The sequence below is a fragment of the Mycolicibacterium palauense genome, from assembly GCF_002592005.1.
GTDB lineage: Bacteria > Actinomycetota > Actinomycetes > Mycobacteriales > Mycobacteriaceae > Mycobacterium > Mycobacterium palauense.
Genome location: NZ_NVQF01000063.1, coordinates 1 through 19,185 on the forward strand (window position 1 = coordinate 1; position 19,185 = coordinate 19,185).

At 67.8% G+C, this 19,185-nt stretch carries 17 protein-coding genes; 5 read left to right on the forward strand and 12 right to left on the reverse strand.

The window, feature by feature from the left end; genetic code table 11:
* Both CSR00_RS21215 and CSR00_RS21220 read left to right on the forward strand, forming a co-directional pair.
* Window positions 1-709: Rv1363c family protein (locus tag CSR00_RS21215; RefSeq protein ID WP_218014522.1), on the forward strand; the 709-nt coding region annotated here is incomplete at its 5' end.
* 100 nt (window positions 710-809) lie between these two features.
* Complete coding sequence (locus tag CSR00_RS21220) at window positions 810-1,319, forward strand: Rv2253/PknI dimerization domain-containing protein (RefSeq protein ID WP_099024408.1); 510 nt, start codon at window positions 810-812, stop codon at window positions 1,317-1,319.
* A 170-nt stretch (window positions 1,320-1,489) separates the two neighbouring features.
* On the opposite strand, the gene CSR00_RS21225 is transcribed toward CSR00_RS21220, so the two are convergent.
* From CSR00_RS21225 to CSR00_RS21280, 12 genes are read right to left on the reverse strand one after another with little or no spacing between them, the layout of a single operon-like run.
* Window positions 1,490-3,253, reverse strand: a complete 1,764-nt coding sequence (locus CSR00_RS21225) for an MCE family protein (RefSeq protein ID WP_099024409.1) — start codon at window positions 3,251-3,253, stop codon at window positions 1,490-1,492.
* Window positions 3,253-4,620 (reverse strand): MCE family protein, encoded by a 1,368-nt coding sequence (locus CSR00_RS21230; RefSeq protein ID WP_099024410.1) that lies wholly within the window; start codon window positions 4,618-4,620, stop codon window positions 3,253-3,255. The genes CSR00_RS21225 and CSR00_RS21230 overlap by 1 nt, the downstream gene beginning before the upstream one ends.
* Window positions 4,617-6,095: an MCE family protein gene (locus CSR00_RS21235; protein WP_099024411.1), complete on the reverse strand. Its 1,479-nt coding sequence runs from the start codon at window positions 6,093-6,095 to the stop codon at window positions 4,617-4,619. Before CSR00_RS21235 ends, CSR00_RS21230 begins: the two co-directional genes overlap by 4 nt.
* Complete coding sequence (locus CSR00_RS21240) at window positions 6,095-7,177, reverse strand: MCE family protein (RefSeq protein WP_099024412.1); 1,083 nt, start codon at window positions 7,175-7,177, stop codon at window positions 6,095-6,097. Before CSR00_RS21240 ends, CSR00_RS21235 begins: the two co-directional genes overlap by 1 nt.
* Window positions 7,177-8,202, reverse strand: a complete 1,026-nt coding sequence (locus tag CSR00_RS21245) for an MCE family protein (RefSeq protein ID WP_099024413.1) — start codon at window positions 8,200-8,202, stop codon at window positions 7,177-7,179. The genes CSR00_RS21240 and CSR00_RS21245 overlap by 1 nt, the downstream gene beginning before the upstream one ends.
* Entirely contained in the window at window positions 8,199-9,476 is a 1,278-nt protein-coding gene (locus CSR00_RS21250; protein WP_099024414.1) for an MCE family protein, read from the reverse strand. The genes CSR00_RS21245 and CSR00_RS21250 overlap by 4 nt, the downstream gene beginning before the upstream one ends.
* Before the next feature lie 30 nt (window positions 9,477-9,506).
* Window positions 9,507-10,364 (reverse strand): MlaE family ABC transporter permease, encoded by an 858-nt coding sequence (locus CSR00_RS21255; RefSeq protein ID WP_099024415.1) that lies wholly within the window; start codon window positions 10,362-10,364, stop codon window positions 9,507-9,509.
* A gap of 8 nt (window positions 10,365-10,372) precedes the next feature.
* A complete protein-coding gene (locus CSR00_RS21260) occupies window positions 10,373-11,179 on the reverse strand; it encodes an MlaE family ABC transporter permease (RefSeq protein WP_099024416.1) in 807 nt (268 codons plus the stop codon).
* Window positions 11,179-12,336 carry a thiolase C-terminal domain-containing protein gene (locus CSR00_RS21265; protein ID WP_099024417.1) on the reverse strand — a complete coding sequence of 386 codons (1,158 nt, stop codon included), beginning with the start codon at window positions 12,334-12,336 and terminating at the stop codon, window positions 11,179-11,181. Before CSR00_RS21265 ends, CSR00_RS21260 begins: the two co-directional genes overlap by 1 nt.
* Window positions 12,333-13,508: a Zn-ribbon domain-containing OB-fold protein gene (locus CSR00_RS21270; RefSeq protein ID WP_099024418.1), complete on the reverse strand. Its 1,176-nt coding sequence runs from the start codon at window positions 13,506-13,508 to the stop codon at window positions 12,333-12,335. The genes CSR00_RS21265 and CSR00_RS21270 overlap by 4 nt, the downstream gene beginning before the upstream one ends.
* Before the next feature lie 23 nt (window positions 13,509-13,531).
* Window positions 13,532-14,740, reverse strand: coding sequence for a CaiB/BaiF CoA transferase family protein (locus CSR00_RS21275; protein ID WP_099024419.1), 1,209 nt, complete (start codon window positions 14,738-14,740; stop codon window positions 13,532-13,534).
* The gene (locus tag CSR00_RS21280; protein ID WP_099024420.1) at window positions 14,737-16,248 is read right to left on the reverse strand and encodes an aldehyde dehydrogenase family protein; all 1,512 of its coding nucleotides are present in this window, start codon (window positions 16,246-16,248) and stop codon (window positions 14,737-14,739) included. Before CSR00_RS21280 ends, CSR00_RS21275 begins: the two co-directional genes overlap by 4 nt.
* A 372-nt stretch (window positions 16,249-16,620) precedes the next feature.
* On the opposite strand from CSR00_RS21280, the gene CSR00_RS21285 reads away from it, so the two are divergent.
* The 3 genes from CSR00_RS21285 to CSR00_RS21295 all read left to right on the forward strand — a co-directional run bounded on the left by CSR00_RS21285 (window position 16,621) and on the right by CSR00_RS21295 (window position 19,179).
* A complete protein-coding gene (locus tag CSR00_RS21285; protein ID WP_099024421.1) occupies window positions 16,621-17,481 on the forward strand; it encodes a mycofactocin-coupled SDR family oxidoreductase in 861 nt (286 codons plus the stop codon).
* A 62-nt stretch (window positions 17,482-17,543) separates the two neighbouring features.
* On the forward strand, window positions 17,544-17,738 hold the full coding sequence (locus CSR00_RS21290; protein ID WP_099024422.1) for a ferredoxin: 195 nt from the start codon (window positions 17,544-17,546) through the stop codon (window positions 17,736-17,738).
* A gap of 73 nt (window positions 17,739-17,811) precedes the next feature.
* Complete coding sequence (locus CSR00_RS21295) at window positions 17,812-19,179, forward strand: cytochrome P450 (RefSeq protein WP_099024438.1); 1,368 nt, start codon at window positions 17,812-17,814, stop codon at window positions 19,177-19,179.
* The last annotated feature ends 6 nt before the right edge of the window (window positions 19,180-19,185 follow it).

A 19,185-nucleotide genomic window follows, 5' to 3' on the forward strand; every position in this document is an offset into this window, starting at 1 on the left:
TGATGCTGCATACGAGTGCAGCGTCGGTCTCGGGGGCTCGGCGATGTCTATACGCGACAGCCCCGGGGGCCTGCTCCGGATCACCGGTCACGGGGCCGATGGCGAGCCCGCCCCCGGCCCCGTGACCGGTGATCCGGAGCAGGCCCCCGGGGATGCCGAACGGCTTGACGGGGAGCCGGTTTCCGGGCCGATCCCGCAGTCCGGGCGCCGGCGGGTCCGCATCTCGGCGCCGCGTCTGCGCGTGGTGCTCGTTGCCGCGGCGGTGGCCGTCCTGTGCGCCCTGCTCGGGCTCAGCGCGACCATGGCGTGGCAGCACCGTGGCGCCGAGGCCCAACGGCAGCGCGACGCCGAGTATGCCGCGGTGGCCCGTCAGGGCGTGGTGAACCTGATGTCGCTGGACTTCACCAATGCCGAGGAGAACATCAACCGCGTCATCGACAGCGCCACCGGCCAGTTCAAGGAGGACTTCCAGGCGCAGTCGGGGTTTCTGGTCAAGGCGCTCGAGGAGTCCAAGGTCGTCACCGACGTGACGGTCAACAGCGTGGCCGTCGAGAGCGCCGACGCCGACTCCGCGGTGGTCCTGGTGGCGGCGAAGTCGCAGGCCAGCAACGCCAAGGACGCACGGCGGGATCCGCAGCAGTTCCGGGTGGCGGTGACACTGGCCAGCGACGGCGGCGAATTCAAGATCTCGCAGGTCGACTTCCTGTAGCGGCTCCTCCCAATCCCGCCGATGCGCCGCGACACCGTTGGCGCGAGTGTTATTCTCGCGGTTTGAGAATGCCACTATCACTGCCTGAAGGAGCGCGTCGATGCCGGCTCGTGGGTTGAGTGCTGCAGCAGCGGTCGCGGGGGCCGCGGCGATGATCGGCCTGGGTACCGCGGCGCCCGCCGCCGCGGACAACGACTGGGGCATCAACGGCACCTTCGCCACGTCGTCCAACGGCGACTGGGCCAAGGTCAACGACCGCTACCAACAGCAGCCGAGCGTGCGGGCCACCTGGACCATCTCCACGGTCTGCACCACCCCGATGGACTGCGCCGGCACCGTCACCAGCGATGAGGGCTGGTCGGCGCCGATCTACACCACCAACGGCATCTGGTACCTCAAACGCGCGGTCCCCAACTGGCGGTACTGCGCCGACGGGCAACCCGTCGAGGGGCTGCAGACCTACCGCATCTATCCGGTCGGCGACAACGGCAGGGTCGATCCCGGCTCGTCGGAGTACACCGGTGAAGATGTCACCCTGGGCCCCAGCGGGTCCTGCGGGCGCAACCAGTGGCCCCAGATCCGGATGCCCTTCTACATGAAGAAGATCTGACCGCAGACACAGCGGAGCTGCCCACGGCGCAGACGAAAACCGGCCGCGGATTCCCGCGGCCGGTTTCTTGTCTTGTCCACCGTTGAGGCTCAACGGTTTCCGTCCTCGACGGACATCCGGGGGCGCTACCGCCGCTTCCCCCCGGACGTCCTTTCGCGACGCGGACGACCTCAGGTGGGCATCAGGTCCGTCCACGACGTCGGTTCGGTCACCAGGTCGGACTGCGTGTAGAGCTGACCGTCGGCGCCCATGTACTGACCGGTACGCGGGTTGTATTTCGCGATGGCGACCGAGGGACCGCCCTGATCGGAACCGCCCTCGAAGGCACTGCCCACGGCGGCCGGTGACGAGTTGGGTGCCGGCGGGATGGGCTGCGCTCCCGGCGGCAACGGCACCTCACCGGGTGTGGTCCCCGGCGGCAACGGCACCTGGGTCACCTCCGGCGCCTGCGCCGGCGGGAACGGGTTGGTGGCCGGGTCGTTCACCTGTGCCGGGCCCGGTGGGGACGTGGGCGGCGTCTGGTAGAGCGGCTGGCCCGGCAGCATCGATCCGGGATAGGTCCCTGCGAAGTTGGGCGGCGGCGCCGGCGCCGGCGGCGGTCCCGGCGGCGGGGCGTTCACCCCGGGTGGCAGCGGGGTGCCCTGCACCGGGCCGAAGGTGTTGGCGTCCGGCAGCACCCGCGAATCCGGCGGCACGCCCTGGGAGATCAGATTGGGGTCGATCGGGTACGGCCCGAGGGCGTGCTGACGCTGGGCCAGCGGTTCGTAATTCTTGTCGCTCTCACAGATCTCGACGGTCGGGGCCCGCTTGCCCGGGTGGCCCATACACGGGTAGTTACGCGCTCCGCGCACCGCGATCGGCGAGTCCTGGGGCAGCTTGCAGTAGATGCCGTCGGGGGTGTCGATCACCTCGGTGTCCGAGGGTGAGCGCCACGCCGATGGCGGCAGGAAGCCCACCGTGCACGCCGGTGGATCGCTGAGGCCCAGCGAGAACTCACCGTTGGGCATGCCTGCCGGGTTGTTGATCGGCGCGTAGACCTGGATCTGCGCCACGTAGGGCGGAAGCAGCACCAGCAGCTGTTCGATGGAGGGGTTGTAGGTCACACCGATCTGACCGATCGTCGTCAGGTTCGCCAGCAGCACCGGCAGGGTGGGCTTGACCTGGTCGAGCAACCGGGACGTCTCCTGGGCGAACCCCGGACCGTTCTTCAGGATCGACCGGATCTGTGCGTCGTCGTTGTGCAGCTGATCGGTGATCCCGGCCAGGCTCGCCGCCCAGGTCCGAATCGAGTCGGCGGTCTGGGCCTGGGCGTCCAGGAACGGCACGCCGTCGTCGATCAGTCCCCGCGTCCGGTCGGAGATCTTGTTGGCCTCGTCGGTGATCGTGGACGCCGAGTCGAGCAACGATCCGAAGTCGTACCCGGTGCCGTTGAACGCCTGGTAGGAATTGTCGAGCAGCTGGTTGAGCTTGTCCTTCGGGATACTGTCCACCAGCGCGCTGACCTGGTCCAGCATCGGGCCCACCTGTTGCGGGATCTCGGTGTTGTCCACGGAGATCACCGAACCGTTCTGCAGATACGGCCCGGAGTCGGTGCGCGGCAACAACTCCACGAACTGCTCGCCGACCGCGGACATGCTGCGCACCTCGGCCTTGAGATCGGCCGGGATCTTCGGCGAGCGGCTCAGTGAGAGCGTTGCCTCCGCACCCCGGTCGGTCAGGTCCACGCTGGTGACCTTGCCGACCTGCAGGCCGCGGTAGGTCACGTTGCTGAACTGGTAGAGCCCACCGGACGCCGGCAGTTCCAGTTTGACGGTGTAGCGGCCCAGCCCCAGCAGTGTCGGAACCTGCATGTAGGCGAACAGCATGACCGCCACACCCACGACCGAGGCGACCGTGAAGATGATCAGCTGGGTACGGACGAAACGTGTGAGCATCAGCCACCCCCGGTCGACGGCGGAGCCGCGTTCGGCGGCGGAGATTGGGCGGGATAGGGGCCGGCGAAGATCTGCGCCGGGGCCCCGGCGGACGGCGGCGGGGCCGACACCTGTACCGGCGCACCCGGCATGTCCAGCGGCGGCGGCGGAGTCATCGGCAGCAGCGGACCGACGTTGGACGGCAGCGGCGGCGGCGGACCCTGCGGCACAGGCGGGATCGGCAGGGATTCCGGGGCCGGGGGAACCATCCCGGGCGGCGGGTTGGCACCCGTCTTCAGCGGGTCGTAGGTGTAGTTGAGGTAGTACGGGTCGCCCGGCGCCGGCACGACCTGGGCACCCTCCTGTTCCCAGCGGGTCCCGAGGAACAGCGAGCGCTTCAGGCGCGGGATCGTCAGGTCGATGGTGGCGAACAGGTTGTAGTAGTCACCGCGGATGCCGCGGTCCATGAAGCTCTGCGTGTACGGGAACGTCGGCGCGTAACCCAGCACCGTGCCGAGATCCGGGCCGATGTCGGCGAGCGCCTTGAGCGTCGGTTCCAGGTTCTTCAGGTTGGTCACCAGGTCCGCCTGCGATTCGTTGACGAACTGGTTGGCGGTGTCGCTGAAGGTCCCCAGTTTCTGCAGCGCCGTCGTCAGCCGCGGCCGCTCCTGGATCAAAACGTCGATGGCCGGCGGAATCCGGTCCAGGGCCTGGGTGATCACGTCACGCTGACCCGCGAACGTCGAGGCCAGACGGTTCAGGTTCTGGACCGAGGCCACGATGTTGTCACGTTGGGCGTCGAGGACACCGACGAAATCGTCCAGCCGCGAGATCAGGTCACGAATCTCACCTTCGCGGCCGTTGAGCGCACCACTGAAATTGTGGATGACGTCACCTATCTGCCCGAGGCCGCCGCCGTTGACCACCGCCGACAACGCCGAGAGGGTCTGCTCCGTGGACGGATAGGTCGACGAGTCGTTGAGTGGGATCGTCGCTCCCGCGGGCAGTTTGCCCTCCGGGCCCTTCCCCACGGGCGGGTTGAGCGCCAGGTGCATCGAACCGAGGAGGCTGGTCTGGCCGACGCTGGCCACCGCGTTGGCCGGGACGACGACGTCGGGTTTCACCGAGATCTCGACGTCGGCGTGCCAGTCCTTGACCGTCATGCTCTTCACACTGCCGACCACGACGTCACTCATCATCACCGGTGAGTTCGGTTCCAGCGTCGCCACGTTGGCGATCTCGACGTGATAGACGCTGGCGTCCGGGCCGCGGCCCACGGCTCCGGGCAACGGCAGCGAGTTCACACCCTGGAACCCACAGGCGCTGGTGGTCAGCGCCACGCTCGTCCCCACGGCGACCGCGAGGCGCAGAGGCTTTCCGCGAATCATGCTGGTGGCGTCCCTTCTGCGGGCAGCGGTCCGGGTGGCGGCGGCGCGGCGGGTGCGGGCGCCTCGGCGGCCAGCGGCGCTCCCGGCGGCGGGCCCGGAGGCACACCCGCCGGATTGAGCATGTCCGACACGTTGGCCAGCACGTTGGGCGGGACGACCGGGGGCGCACCCGGCAGCAACTGCTGGGCACCCGGCGGCGGTGTTCCCGGCGGCCGACCGGTGAACGGCGGCGGAGGAGGCGGCCCGGGGTTGTAGGCGGAGATATCCGGTGGGGTCTCCGGCGCCTCCGGGGAGGGCCCGCCACCGTTGGGCGCCAGATTCGGCTCCGAGTAGATGATGTTCTTCGGGTTGGCCGACGGCATCAGGTACGGGTTGACCGGGAACGGCAGGTAGTTGAAGTTGAGCAGGCGCAGCGCCGGACCCAGATACTGGGAGCACAGCTTGGCCGTCTCCGGCGCGGTGGTGTTCTCGATCGCGCCGATGGACCCGCAGATGAACTCCACCGGGCTGGAGAAGTTGTTCAGCACGAACTGGCCCACCGCGCTGCCCACGTCGGGGTTGTAGATGTTGTAGCCGTTGGCGAAGGCGTTGGGCGCGATGTGCAGGATGTTCTTCAGATCCATCTGGTGGTCGACGAGGTTCTGCGTGACGTTGGACAGCCGCTGGATCTGCTCGGAGGTCTGGTCCCGGCTCCCGGCGACGAAACGCTGCACCTCCACGACCGCCACCGACAGATCCTTGATCGCCGCGTCGAGGTCGGACTGGCTGCCGTTGACGACGCTGGTCAGCGTGGCCAGGCGGTTCTGGAAGGCCACCACCTGCTCGTTGCTGTCACGAAGCGCGGTGACGAAGGTCTGCAGGTTCTTGATGATGTCGACGATGTTGCCGCTGCCCTCGGCGAGGACCCGGGCGACTCCCGACAGCTGCGAGATGGTCTCACGCAGCTTCGGGCCGTTGCCCTCCATGGCGTTGGCCGCGCTGTCGATGAACCGCGAGACCGACGTGCCGTCGACGCCGCTCTGCGGGCCCAGGTCGGTGGCCAGTCGCATCAACTGGGTCTTGACCTCGTCCCACTCCACCGGAACGGCCGTGCGGTCCAACGGGATCTCGGCGTTGTCGGCCATCGTCGGGCCGCCGGTCTCGGCCGTGTAGGCCGGGGCCAGTTGCACGTAGCGGGCCGCCACCAGGTTCTGCGCGACGATCACCGCCTTGGCGTCGGCGGGGATCGGCACATCGTGGTCGACCTTGAGCACCAGCTTCGCCTGGGTGCCCTGCGGCTCGATCGCCTCGATGGTGCCGACCTTGACCCCCGACACCCGGACCTCGTCGCCGGGGTAGATGCCGGTGGCCGTCGTGAACACGGCGTTGATGGTCTTGGGGCCCCACACGGTGTGGCGCAGCGTGAACATCACGCCGGCCACCAGGACCACCGCCAGCAGCACGCCGAGACCGGCGATCAGACGCTTGCGGGTCATCAGCGCGAACCTCCCGGGATCCCGTTGTACGGCAGCGGCATCTCGGCGCGCGGTCCGGCGGTGTCCGGCGGCTGGCCGGCATTGGCCCCGCGGCGGAAGCCCAGCGCGTAGTCGAGGAAGGGCTGCATGAGCTGCGCCGGCTGCAGGTTCGGCACGTAGGCGTTGTAGTACGGGCCGTTGGCCAGCGTTTCACCCTGCGTCAGCTGGAATTTGGCGATACCCGGCAGCGCCTTGCCGATGTTGTCGCGATTCTTCTCCAGCATCGCGGTCACCTCGTTGAGCCGTTTGAGGGTCGGGGCCAACTCTTCTTCGTTGTCGGCCACCAGCCCACTCAACTGTCTGGACACCGCCGAGGTGTTGGCCAGCAGATCCACGATCGCCTGGCGGCGGTCGTTGAGAACCCCGAGCAGGTCGTTGGCATTGAGGATCAGGGCATTGAGCTGCTGGCTGCGCTCCCCCAGCACACCGCTGACCTTGCTGGCGCTCTGCAGCAGGCTCGCCAGGTTCTCGTTGCGGCTGTTGATCGACCGGGACAGCCGCGAGAGCCCGTCGAACGTCGGGCCCAGCTGCGGCGCGAGCTGGTCGATGGTCGCCGACAGGGTGTCCAGCGACTGGTTCAGCGATGTCGTGTCGGTGCCCTTGGTGTTCGTGGTCAGGTCACCGATCGCGTCGGTCAGCGAGTACGGCGACGAGGTGCGCGTCGCCGGGATGACCTCCGTGGGCCGCAGGGACCCGCTGCCCTCGGATTCCAGGGTGAGCACGCGCTCGCCGAGCAGCGAGCCGGTGCGGATGTGGGCGGTGGTCTGCGACCCCAGGGGGTACTTGCCGGCCACCGTGAAGGTCACCAACGCCTCGCCGTCCTGCAGCGAGATATCGGACACCGAACCGACCTTGATGCCCGAGAGCGTCACGTCGTTGCCCACGGCCAGCCCCCCGGCCTCGTTGAACAGGGCCTGGTGACGTACCGAGGTGGCCCATTGGATCAACCGTTCGGGCTGCAACCCGACGGCGATGATGAGCACCATCAACATCACACCGATGAAACCGGCGCGGATGAGATTGGATTCGCGGTATTTAAGCATCAGGGCTCAGCGCACCTTCCGCCTAGCTGTTTGATCATCGGGAAGACCGCGGTGCGGCCCTGGAGGTCGGTCACACGGATCGAGAGACCGCAGATGTAGTACATGATCCAGCTGCCGTAGGCACCGAGCCGGCGCAGCTTCCTGTAGTTCTCCGGCATCTTCTGCAGCGCCGCGTCCAGGTTCGGCATTCCATCGACCAACAGCGGCGCCAGCCGGTTGAGTTGGTCGACATCGGCGCTCAGCGGGGGCCGGGCCTGGGTGAGCAGGCTGGCCAGCGAGGCGGTGCCGTTGTCCAGGGAGGTGATGGCCCGCCCGATGGGGTCCCGGTCCTCGGAGAGGCCGCTGATGAGCCGCTCGAGCTTGTCGACGGTGCCGTCGAACTTGTCACCGTCCTTGGCGATGGTGTCGACGACGACGTTGAGGTTGTCGATCAGCTGCTCGATGACCTGGTTATTGTCCGCCAGGGTGTTCGAGAAGGAGGACGTCTTGGACATCAGCGAACTCAGCGTGTCGCCCTGCCCCTGGAAGATCTGGATCAACGAGGAGGTCAGCGCGTTGACATCCTGCGGGTTCAGCCCCTGGATGACGGGTCGCAGACCGCCCAACAGCAGATCGAGGTCCAGCGCCGACTGGGTGCGTTCCTCCGGAATCTGCGATCCGGCCGGCAACAGGCGGGTGGAACCGGGCCCGTCGACCAGTTCGAGGTAGCGGTCGCCCACCAGGTTCAGGTAGCGCACCGCCGCCTTGGTCCCGGTGGTCAGCTTGATGTCGCGGTCGGCGTCGAACTTGACCAGCACCGAGCGATCGGACTGCAGCGCCACCGAGTTGACCGTGCCCACCCGGACGCCGGCCACCCGCACCGAGTCGCCGGACTTCAACCGGGAGGCGTCGGCGAAGACCGCCGAGTAGCCGGACACCGACCCGCCCCGGTACTGGCCGAAGGCCATGAACAGGAACACGGTGAGCACCGCCATGACGGTCGCGAAGATCGCGAATTTAACGAGCGTGCTTTTCGTCCGCGTCATCCCGGCTGTCCGATCTGTGCGGTGTTGCGCGGCGGTCCCTCCAGCGGGCCGAACAGCAGCTGCTTGAGGCCATCGGAGTTGAGCAGGATGCCCTGGTTGCCGTACTGCCACGGGTTGGAGTTGGTGTCGGTGACCAGGTAGGGAACCCGCTTGCCGAAGCCGATGTCGGGCAATCCCATGCAGTGCGGTCCGCCCTTGGCGGCCACCTTGGGCAGGCTCGAGGGGTAGCGATAGCGCTCGATGCCCATGGTGAACGCGACGTTGACCGCGATACCCGGATCCTGCGCCGGCGGCTGCTTGGCCAGGATGGCCATGCCGCCGAGCGCGCAGTTCAGGCCCGGCGCGTACTCGTTGAGCAGGTCGGTCGTGGGCACCAGCAGGTTCAGCACCTTGCTCAGTGCCGGCCGGTTGCTACCGACGACATCGTTGCCGATGTCGGCCAGCCCGATCATGCTGACCAGGAAGGCGTCGAGGTTGTCCTGTTCCTCGACGATGGAATCGCTGATGGTGGTGGTGTTCTCGACGGTGCGGAGCAGATCCGGTGCCGCGTCGGCGTAGGCGGCCGCCACCGGCGCCATCAGCTCCATGTCTCGGCCCAGGTTCTCGAAACTGGGCTGGAGCTTGGCCAACACGGTGTTGAAGTCACTGAGAGCCTGGCCCATCTTCTCCCCGCGGCCACCGAATGCCTGCGACAGCGCGCCCAGGGTCTCGTTGAGTTTCTCGGGTTCGATCTTGCTGAGCACCGAGACCAGCTGCTGGAACACGGTGTTGATCTCGACCGTCACGTGCTGACCCTGCAGAACCTGGCCCGCGTACATCGGCTTGGGTGAGGGATTGTCCGGAGCCGCGAGGTTGACGAACTTCGCGCCGAAGACGGTGGTCGACTCGATATCCGCGCGAACGTTGGACGGGATCAGATGCAGTTGCGAGGGCTCCATCGCCAGGTGCAGCGCAGCGGTACCGTCCGGCCGAGTTTCGATGGAGGCCACCTTGCCGACCTGGACCCCGCGCATCTTGACCTTGGCGTCGGGGTTCATCACCAACCCGGCCCGCTCCGAGATCAGGGTCACCGGCACCGTCTTGGTGAAGCTGCCGCGGAAAAGACCGACCGCCACCGCGATGATGGCGAAGATCGCCACCACCGTCAGGACACCGGCCAGAGGCCGCCCATAGCCGCGAGCGCCGAAACTACGCCCGGCGCTGGCAGCCACCGGCGTCGCCTTGCTGTCCGTCTCCGACCGGTATGCCGGGCCCGGTCCCAGGTTGCCGCTCATGGAGCTTGTCTCCGCATGCTGATTCCGCCCCTACCCACTGAGGTTGAAGTTGCCGTTGGAGCCGTAAATGGACAGGGACACCAGCAGGGTCACCGAGACCACCACCACCAGACTGGTGCGCACCGCGTTGCCGACCGCGGCCCCGACGCCGGAGGGCCCCCCGGTGGCGAAATAGCCGAAGTAGGTGTGGATCAGCAGGATCGTGATCGCCATCAGGATGGCCTGCAGGAACGACCACAACAGGTCGATCGGGTTCAGGAACGTCGTGAAGTAGTGGTTGTAGAGCCCCCCGGACTGGCCGAACAGCACCACCGTGGTGAACTGGCTGGCCACGAAGCTCAGGATCACCGCGATCGAGTACAGCGGGGTGATCGCGATCATCCCGGCCACGATGCGGGTGGAGACGAGGTATTCCACCGGCCGGATGCCCATCGACTCCAGCGCGTCGATCTCCTCGTTGATGCGCATGGCGCCCAGCTGTGCGGTCACGCCGGCGCCGAACGTGGCCGCGAGGCCGATCCCGGCGACCACCGGGGCCGCGATCCGGACGTTGATGAACGCCGAGAGAAACCCGGTCAGTGCCTCGATGCCGATGTTGCCCAGCGACGAGTAGCCCTGGATGGCCAGGGTGCCACCGGCCGCCAGGGTCAGGAATCCGACGATGACCACGGTGCCGCCGATCATCGCCAGCGTGCCCGCGCCCATCGAGATCTCGGCGATCAGCCGGATGATCTCCTTGCGGAAGTGCACCGTCGCGTGCGGCACGCCGCCCAGCGCACGGCCGTAGAAGATGACGTGATCGCCGATACGACCGAAGAAGGACATCGGCCGGCCGAGCTGATCGGCGACCCGGGGAAACCGCTGCCGCAACAGTGTCGTGGTGCCCATCCGCCGCCCTAGCCCGTCGTCATCCGGATACCGATGGCCGTGACCACCACGTTGATCACGAACAACGCCATGAACGCATACACCACCGTCTCGTTGACCGCATTGCCCACCGCCTTGGCACCACCACCGGTGATCGTCAGCCCGCGGTAGCAGGCCACGAGTCCGGCGATCAGCCCGAACAGCATCGCCTTGACACACGAGATGATCACTTCGGGCACGCCGGTGAGCAGCGTCATTCCGGCGGCGAACGCACCGGGATTGACGTCCTGGATGAACACCGAGAACACGTAGCCGCCGAGGATCCCGATGATCACCACGAGGCTGTTGAGCAGGAAGGCCACCAACCCCGACGCCAGCATCCGGGGGGTGACCAACCGCTGCACCGGGTTGATGCCCAGCACCTCCAGGGCGTCGATCTCCTCGCGGATGGTGCGCGAACCGAGGTCCGCACACATCGCGGTCGCCCCGGCGCCGGCGACGATCAGCACCGTCACCATCGGGCCCAGCTGGGTGACCGCTCCGAACGCGGCACCGGCACCGCTGAGGTCGGCCGCGCCCAGCTCGCGCAGCAGGATGTTCAGCGTGAAGCTCACCAACACGGTGAACGGGATCGCCACCAACAGCGTCGGCGCCAGCGACACCCGCGCCACGAACCACGACTGCTCGAGGAATTCGCGCCACTGGAACGGCCGCCGGAACACGAAGCGCACCGCGTCGGCCGACATCGCGAACAACCCGCCGACGGCCTGCATCGCCGAGCCGGCGCCGGCGACGTTGATCCCCGGCGTCCACCGCTCCGGCCCTTTTACCGCCATCACTTCGGTCCTTCCAGGATGGTCACCGCTGACACCGCCGTCGGCCCGCCCAGGGTGTGCGCCAGGGCCGTCCGGGCGCCGTCGATCTGGTTGGCCGCCTCCCCGCGCAGCTGGCCGAACAGCTCAACACACTGTGCGACCCCGGTGGCGCCGGGCGGGTGCCCCTTGGCCTTGAGCCCGCCGCTGGGATTGACCGGTAGCGACCCCTGCACGGTGGTCACCTCGGCCTCCAACAACTTGTACGCCTCGAATCGATCGGCAAAGCCCAGATCTTCATAGCTGATCAGCTCGATCCCCGTGAAGAAATCGTGAACTTCGGCCACATCGATGTCGCGCGGTGTCAGGCCGGCCATGGTGAAAGCCTGCTTGGCGGCGCGCACCGTGGACGGGAACGTGGTCATGTCGGACTTGTGCTGGTGCATCACCGAATCCAGGCCCAGGCCGACACCGCTGACCCAGACCGGCCGGTCGGTGAACCGGTCGACGACGTCACCGGCGGCCAGTATCAGCGCCGCCGCGCCGTCGCTCTGCGGAGCACAGTCGTAGGCCCCGATCGGGCTGGCCACCACGGGCGCGTTGAGCACCTCGTCGAGGGTCACCTCGAAGCGCAGCCGCGCCTTCGGGTTGGTGACGCCGTGCCGATGATTCTTCACCGCGATCATCGCCATATGCTCACGCGTGGCAGGGGATTCGTACAGATAGCGCCGCAGGTGCATCGCGACCCCGGCGGGCGCGACCAGACCCAGCGGGTAGTCCCACGCCATGTCGTGGGCCATCGGCACCCATTCCCAGATCAGCTGCTTGGAAGCCGTCTCCCGCACCTTGTCGGCGCCCAGCACCAGCGCGACGTCGTACGCCCCGGAGGCGATGGCGAACATGGCGTTGCGGATGGCGTCGTGCCCTGTGGCGCAGGAGTTCTCGACACGTGTCACCGGGATGTCGGACAAGCCGAGGGTGTCGGCGAGGATGCCCGACGGGAACCCGTCGGTGGTCCCCATCGATCCGAACCAGGCGGCCTGCAGCCCGGACTTCTCGATGCCCTTGTCGACGCTGGCCGCGCATTCGGCGAATGCCATCGGCAGGAGGTCCTTGATGCCCAACGCGAAGTGCTCACCGAACGGGGTCATTCCGGCCCCGACGATCGCCACCTTTCTCACGCGGCCTCCGATTCCGGTTGGAAAGCATAACCGTAGTCGGGAACACCTTGGCGCACTGCGATTCTGCGCAAAACGAGGTGACCGCGGTCGCCGATGTCCACGGAATCCGGGTCGGCACCGGTGACCTTCACCAGGGCGCGGACGTCGACGCCGTCGAGTTCGACGATCGCCAGCGCGTAGGGCGTCCGCAGCCCCGGCACCGGGAGGTGCACCGACACCGCGGTGTACACGCTGCCGGTGCGCGGCAGGGCCACCAGCTCGTAGTCGCGGGCCAACTCGCCGTGCTCGCCCACCCGGAAACGGGGCGGAAAGTCCAATTGCTCGCTGTCTGCGAACTTGCCTGCCTCCCAGCGTGTTTTCGCTTCGAAAGCGCGCTCGTAGGCGGCCAGCGAGATGGGGATGTCGGCATCGGAGACCGCGACGGTGGCGGGCACCGGGCGCGCCGGCGGCTCTCTGCGGTGCACCTGGGCGAAGCCGCCGGCCACGGTGATCCCGGACAGGCTGGCCTGTTCGACGGCGACCAGGGGCCCCGTCTCCCGGGTCTCGGCCAGATGGGCCAGGGCGAACAGACCCGAGCTGGCACCGCTGGTCGGCAGCGGCGGCGGATCGCCCTGGCACATGTCGACCGCCTGCTTGTGGGTCACCCCGGCCACCGCCACCGGAGTGTCCAGCCACGCGGCCTCCAGCGAGGCGACCAGGCCCCGCTCGTGCAGCAGGCGGGGGTCGCCGTAGTCGTGCACGACGCCGACGGCGTTGCGGGTCCGCACCGGCAGGCTGCGGGCCACCCGCGCGGCGGTGCGCACCCGGAGCCCACGGTCGGAGGTCACGATGGCCGCCGCGCCGGCGGGCTCGAGGTCGACACCGATGATCAGGGTCCGGGGCCGCGCCGAACTGAGACTGTCCAGGGTCGCCGGAGCCCCACCGAGTCGCTCGGTGACCTCCAACTCCGGATCCAGGCCCAGGCCCGCCAACAGGATCGCCGCATTGCTGCTGTCGGTCAGCGGCAGGTCGCGGGTCACCAGCACCACGTTCTCGATCGGGTGACCCCCCTGCAGGGCCGCCCTGCCCGCCTCCACCGCCAGGGTGATGGCGTCCTCGTCGTCGCCGGCGATGCGGCATTCGGAGACGCCCCAGCACGGCACATACGTGCCGATCGAGGCGATGAATGGCATGACGGAAAACCTTACAGTAAGAGTTACGTGATAGCGCCGGCAGTTTTGAGCTCGATGATGCGGTCCCAGTCGACGCCCAGCTCGAGCAGGATCTCCTCGGTCTGCTCGGCGAAGCCGGGGGCCGGCCCGGTCTCGGGTGCGGCCACGTCGAACTGCACCGGGTTGGCGACCAGCTCGAGTTCGCCCGCCTGGACCAGGTACTCGTTGGCCCTGATCTGAGCGTCGTCGGCGGCCTGCAGGGTGTCCTGGACCGGGGCCCACGGACCCGCCAGCGTGGCGAAGCGCTCGCTCCACTCGGGCAGCGTGCGGGTGATGATGACCTCGCTGAGCAGCTGCACCGCGTCCGCGGTGTTCTCGGCGATCGATTCCGCCGTGGCGAACCGGGGGTCCTCGGCCAGGTCCGGCCGGTCGATGTGCCGGCACACGTCGGCCCAGAACTTGGTCGGCTGCATCATCACGAACGAGATGTAGCGATCGTCCTTGGTGCGGTAGACGCCGGTGAGCGGGTTGACCGGCGAGCCGTGCACACCGGGCGGCGGCGCCACCAGCCGCTGGTTCAGATGGTTGGTCAGCGCCACGGTGTGCCCGAGCGCCCACAGTCCGCTGCCCAGCAGCGACACGTCGACGACCGACGGCTCGCCGGTGCGCTCCCGCTTGACCAGGGCCGCCGCGATCCCGCCGGCCAGGTTCGTACCGGAGATGGTGTCGCCGTAGGCGGGGCCCGGCGGGGCGATCATGCCCTCGGTGCCCTCCGGGGTGATGGTCGCGGCGGTGCCCGCGCGGCACCAGAACGCGGTCATGTCGTAGCCGCCCTTGCCGGCCTCCAGGCCACGCGGGCCCAGCGCGCTGCCGCGGGCGTAGATGATCGAGGGGTTCACCGCCCGGATGTCCTCGACGTCGATACCGAACTTCTTCCGGTGTCCGGGCAGGAAGCTGGTGAGGAAGACATCGGCACCACGCGCCATCTCCAACAGGAGTTCACGCCCCTCGGGCACCGACATGTCCAGTCCGATGCTGCGCTTGCCGCGGTTGGCGTGTTCGATGTTCGGGTTGGGGTCGCCCTCCACGCGCAGCGGGCCCGTCTGGCGCAGTCCGCGCTGCGGATCGCCCATCACCGCGTGCTCGACCTTGACGACGTCGGCGCCCCACTCACCGAGCACCGCACCGGCCGACGGGACGAACCCGTACATCGCCACCTCGAGGACGCGGATGCCCTCCAGCGGCGCGCTCACCGGGCGTCTCCGGCGGCGCTCTCGGTCTCCTCCGGCACGGCGAAGGTCTTGCGCTCCAGGAACTCCTCCAGGCCGGCCTCGCCCATCTCGCGCCCGATGCCGGACTGCTTGTAGCCCCCGAACGGGGCGTCCGGGCTGAAGTAGTTGCCGCCGTTGATGGAGAAGGTGCCGGTCCGGATCCGCCGGGCCATGGCCAGGGCGCGCTCCCGGCCGCCGAAGATGGCACCGGAGAGCCCGTAGATGGAGTTGTTGGCGATCCGCACGGCGTCGTCCTCGTCGGAGTAGGCGATCACCGCGAGCACGGGACCGAACACCTCCTCCTGGGCGATTTCGCTGTCCGGGTCGACATCGGTGAGCAGGGTGGGGGTGTAGAAGAAGCCGGGATCCTTCTTCTCTCCGCCGGTGACCAGGGTGGCGCCGGCATCGACCGCCCGCCGGACCATGCCGTCGACCTTGTCGCGCTGCTTCGCACTGATCAGCGGACCCATGTAGGTCTGGGGGTCGTTGGGGTCGCCGTAGCGGACGAAACCGAAGTTGGCCTTGATGAGTTCGACGATCTCGTCGTGATGGGTGCGCGGGACCAGCAGCCGAGACGTCAGGGCGCAGCCCTGACCGGCATGGGTCACCATCGAGAACGCCGCGAAGAGCGCGGCGGTGTTGAAGTCGGCGTCGTCGAGCACGATCGCCGCGGACTTGCCCCCCAACTCGAGGAAGACGCGCTTGAGGGTGTCACTGGCCGCCGACATGATGGCCCGGCCCGTGGGGGTCGACCCGGTGAAGGTGACCATGTCGACGTCCGGGCTGGTGGTCAGCACCGCACCCACCTCGGGGTCGGCGCCGGAGAGGACGTTGACGACGCCGGCGGGGATGTCGGTGTGCTTGGCGATCAACTCGCCCAGCGCCAGCGTCACCAGCGGGGTGTCGGGGGCGGCCTTGAGGATCACGGTGCACCCGGCGGCCAGCGCGGGCGCAAGCTTGGCCAGCGCCAGCTGGTTGGGATAGTTGTAGGCGATGATGGCCGCGACGACGCCGGCCGCCTCCTTCTCCACCCAGCGGTGGTGCTGCATCCCGCGACTCTCGACGTGGCCGAGGTCCTCGGTCATCGGGTAGCTCTTCAGCAGGTCGGCGTAGTACCGCACGATCTCCACCGGCTGGTCGTACTGGGCGCCGGCCAGCAGCGCGGGGGTGGCGCCGACCTCGTCGGTGGTCAGCTTGCCCATCTCGTCCCGGTGCTCGACCAGGGCCCGGTGCAGCTGCTCCAGGCAGTGGATGCGCAACTCGACGTTCGTCGACCAGTCGGTGGTGTCGAACGCGCGCCGGGCGGCCGCGACCGCGGCCTCGGCGTCGCCGACCGAGGCGTCGGGTGCGTAGCCCAGAACGTCGCCCGTCGACGGGTTCAGACTCGGAAAGGACCGTTCCGCACCGACGAGCCGCCCGTCGATCAGCATGTGGCGGTCGACGTCGTGCGCCGCTCCCTCAGCCACGGTCACCGTCTCCGGAGATCCCATCAAGCGGCCTTCCTGCTCGTTGATAACACGATTCTCATTGTCGGCGAATCTTACATTCGCGTCATGAGAACTCAAGAAACTAACCAAGCCGATCCCGGGCCTGTCAACACGGGTCGAGGATGGATCCCCGACGGGCGATTTTCGAGACTCCTAGTGCAGAAACCTTGCGGGCAGCGGCCCACCGAGAGTAGCGTTCTCATAATCGATAGGGTGATTCTTGATGGCAGAGACCGCTGAGTCCGCGCTCGCGGCCGGTGTCACCCTGCCGTGGCACCGGTCACAGCTGCGCCGGGCCCCCTGACCCGTAGACCCGTACATAGCTCGAACACACAGCTCGAACACACAGCTCGAATCTCGACGGAAGGAACACCTGTGGGACGCGTTGAAGGCAAGGTCGCATTCATCACCGGGGCCGCCCGCGGACAGGGACGCAGCCACGCGGTGCGCCTGGCCGAGGAGGGCGCCGACATCATCGCCGTCGATATTTGCCAGGACATCGACTCCATCGGCTACGCGATGGCCACTCCCGAGGATCTCGAGGAGACCGCGCGCCTGGTCGAGAAGACGGGCCAGGGCATCGTCACCGCCCGGGCCGACGTCCGTGACGCCGCCGCACTGCGCGCCGCACTGGAGTCCGGTCTGGCCGAGTTCTCCAAGGTCGACATCGTCGTCGCCCAGGCCGGCGTCGCCGGCATGAAGGGGCAGCCGCCGCTGCAGGCCTGGACCGACGTGATCAACACCAACCTGGTCGGCACCATCAACGCCGTCCAGGTCGCCCTGCCCCACCTGAAGGAGGGGGCCTCCATCATCGCGACCGCCTCCGCGGCGGCGCTGATGGACGCCCACCAGAAGCCCAACCCCGGCGCCGACCCCGGGGGGATGGCCTACATGACCTCCAAGAGGCTGCTCTCCCAGTACATCCACGACCTGGCCACCGAGCTCGCGGTCCGCGGCATCCGGGCCAACGTGATCCACCCGACCAACTGCAACACCAACATGCTGCAGAGCGAGCCGATGTACCGCTCCTTCCGTCCCGACCTGGAGAACCCCACCCGCGCCGACGCCGAGCCGGTCTTCGGTGTCCAGCAGGCCATGAAGGTGCCCTTCATCGAACCCGAGGACATCAGCAACGCCGTGCTGTGGCTGGCTTCCGAGGAGGCCCGCTTCGTGACCGGCATGCAGATGCGCGTCGACGCCGGCGGTTACCTGAAGTGGTACGACTACCACGTCTGATCGGCGTCCGACCGGCCACCGACCGGGGCCAGGGCTGACACAGGTTCCAGAAAGGGATTCTCATGAAGGTATTCGTCGACTCGTCCCGCTGCCAGGGTCACACGCTGTGCGCGATGATCGCCCCGGACTCGTTCGAGCTCAGTGACATCGACGGCAGCTCCTCCCCGATCAACGAGGTGGTTCCCCCGGACCAGGAGGACGCCGTCCGCGAGGCCGCGCATTCCTGCCCCGAACAGGCCATCCGAATCGAAGAGTGACGTCACGCGACGCTGCGTGACGCGATATGACCAGCAATCAGAAGTGCCCGAGATCGACAGGGAAGACAGAACCTTGAGCGTCGACGACATCACCAGTGACGAAGAGCGGAAGAAGCACAGCTACTACTTCGACCGCCACACCCCCGAGTATCGACTCCAGTTCGAGAAGATCACTGAGGAGATGCAGACCAAGTGCCCCATGGCGTGGTCCGAGACCTACGGTGGCCACTGGGTGGCCGCGGGCAGCAAAGAGGTCTTCGAACTCGCACGCTGCCCGGCGATCTCCAATGACCACGACATCCACGGCGAACGCAAGGGCTACAAGGGCATCTCCATCCCCACGGCCCGGCGGGCCAATGTGGTGCGCGGCGGCATCCTCGAAATGGACGACCCCGAGCACCGTACGTACCGCAACGTGCTCAACCCGTACCTGTCCCCCGCCGCCGTCAAGCGGTGGGAGCCCTTCATCAACGAGATCGTGCGCGCGGCGATCGACGAGAAGATCGAGTCGGGCCAGATCGACTTCGTCGACGACCTGGCCAACATCGTGCCGGCCGTGCTCACGCTGGCCATGATGGGGATTCCGCTCAAGAAGTGGGAGATCTACAGCGAGCCCACCCATGCGGCGGTGTACACCCCGGAGCACTCCCCCGATGCCGAACGTGTCGCGGCCATGCACCGCGAGATGGGTATCGACATGATCACCAACATGAATGAGATCCGGGAGAATCCGCGCCCGGGCCTGGTCAACGCCCTGGTCTCGATGCGCATCGACGGGGAGCCGGCCCCCGACCTGGAGATCCTGGGCAATCTCGGGCTCGTCATCGGCGGCGGGTTCGACACCACCACCGCGTTGACCGCGCACTCGCTGGAATGGCTCTCCGAGCACCCCAAGGAGCGCGAGTTGCTCTCCCGCGAGCGCGACACCCTGCTCAACCCGGCCACCGAGGAGTTCCTGCGCTACTTCACCCCGGCCCCCGGTGACGGCCGCACCTTCGCCGAGGACGTCGAGGTCGAGGGCACCCAGTTCAAGGAGGGTGAGCGGCTGTGGATCTCATGGGCGATGGCGAACCGGGATCCCTCCGTGTTCGATCATCCCAACGAGGTGGTCATGGACCGCAAGGGCAACCGGCACTTCAGCTTCGGCATCGGGGTGCACCGCTGTGTCGGCTCCAACGTGGCACGCACCGTGTTCAAGTCGATGATCACCGCGGTGCTCGACCGGATGCCCGACTACAAGTGCGATCCCGAGGGCACCGTGCACTACGACACCATCGGCGTGATCCAGGGCATGCGGCACCTGCCGGCCACCTTCACCCCGGGCCGCCGCCTGGGCCCCGGCCTCGATGAGACCCTCGACAAGCTCCAGCAGGCCTGCGATGAGCAGGAGCTGGCGCGTCCGATCACCGAACGCAAGGAAGCCGCCGTCATCTCCTGGTAGCGCTTG

Bases quoted from the DNA above. Each gene is read 5' to 3' on its own strand.
- CSR00_RS21240 (WP_099024412.1), bottom strand. From the start codon at position 7,177: ATGCTTAAATACCGCGAATCCAATCTCATCCGCGCCGGTTTCATCGGT.
- CSR00_RS21220 (WP_099024408.1), top strand. From the start codon at position 810: ATGCCGGCTCGTGGGTTGAGTGCTGCAGCAGCGGTCGCGGGGGCCGCG.
- CSR00_RS21290 (WP_099024422.1), top strand. From the start codon at position 17,544: ATGAAGGTATTCGTCGACTCGTCCCGCTGCCAGGGTCACACGCTGTGC.
- CSR00_RS21230 (WP_099024410.1), bottom strand. From the start codon at position 4,620: ATGATTCGCGGAAAGCCTCTGCGCCTCGCGGTCGCCGTGGGGACGAGC.
- CSR00_RS21280 (WP_099024420.1), bottom strand. From the start codon at position 16,248: ATGGGATCTCCGGAGACGGTGACCGTGGCTGAGGGAGCGGCGCACGAC.
- CSR00_RS21270 (WP_099024418.1), bottom strand. From the start codon at position 13,508: ATGCCATTCATCGCCTCGATCGGCACGTATGTGCCGTGCTGGGGCGTC.
- CSR00_RS21260 (WP_099024416.1), bottom strand. From the start codon at position 11,179: ATGGCGGTAAAAGGGCCGGAGCGGTGGACGCCGGGGATCAACGTCGCC.
- CSR00_RS21250 (WP_099024414.1), bottom strand. From the start codon at position 9,476: ATGAGCGGCAACCTGGGACCGGGCCCGGCATACCGGTCGGAGACGGAC.
- CSR00_RS21225 (WP_099024409.1), bottom strand. From the start codon at position 3,253: ATGCTCACACGTTTCGTCCGTACCCAGCTGATCATCTTCACGGTCGCC.
- CSR00_RS21255 (WP_099024415.1), bottom strand. From the start codon at position 10,364: ATGGGCACCACGACACTGTTGCGGCAGCGGTTTCCCCGGGTCGCCGAT.
- CSR00_RS21245 (WP_099024413.1), bottom strand. From the start codon at position 8,202: ATGACGCGGACGAAAAGCACGCTCGTTAAATTCGCGATCTTCGCGACC.
- CSR00_RS21235 (WP_099024411.1), bottom strand. From the start codon at position 6,095: ATGACCCGCAAGCGTCTGATCGCCGGTCTCGGCGTGCTGCTGGCGGTG.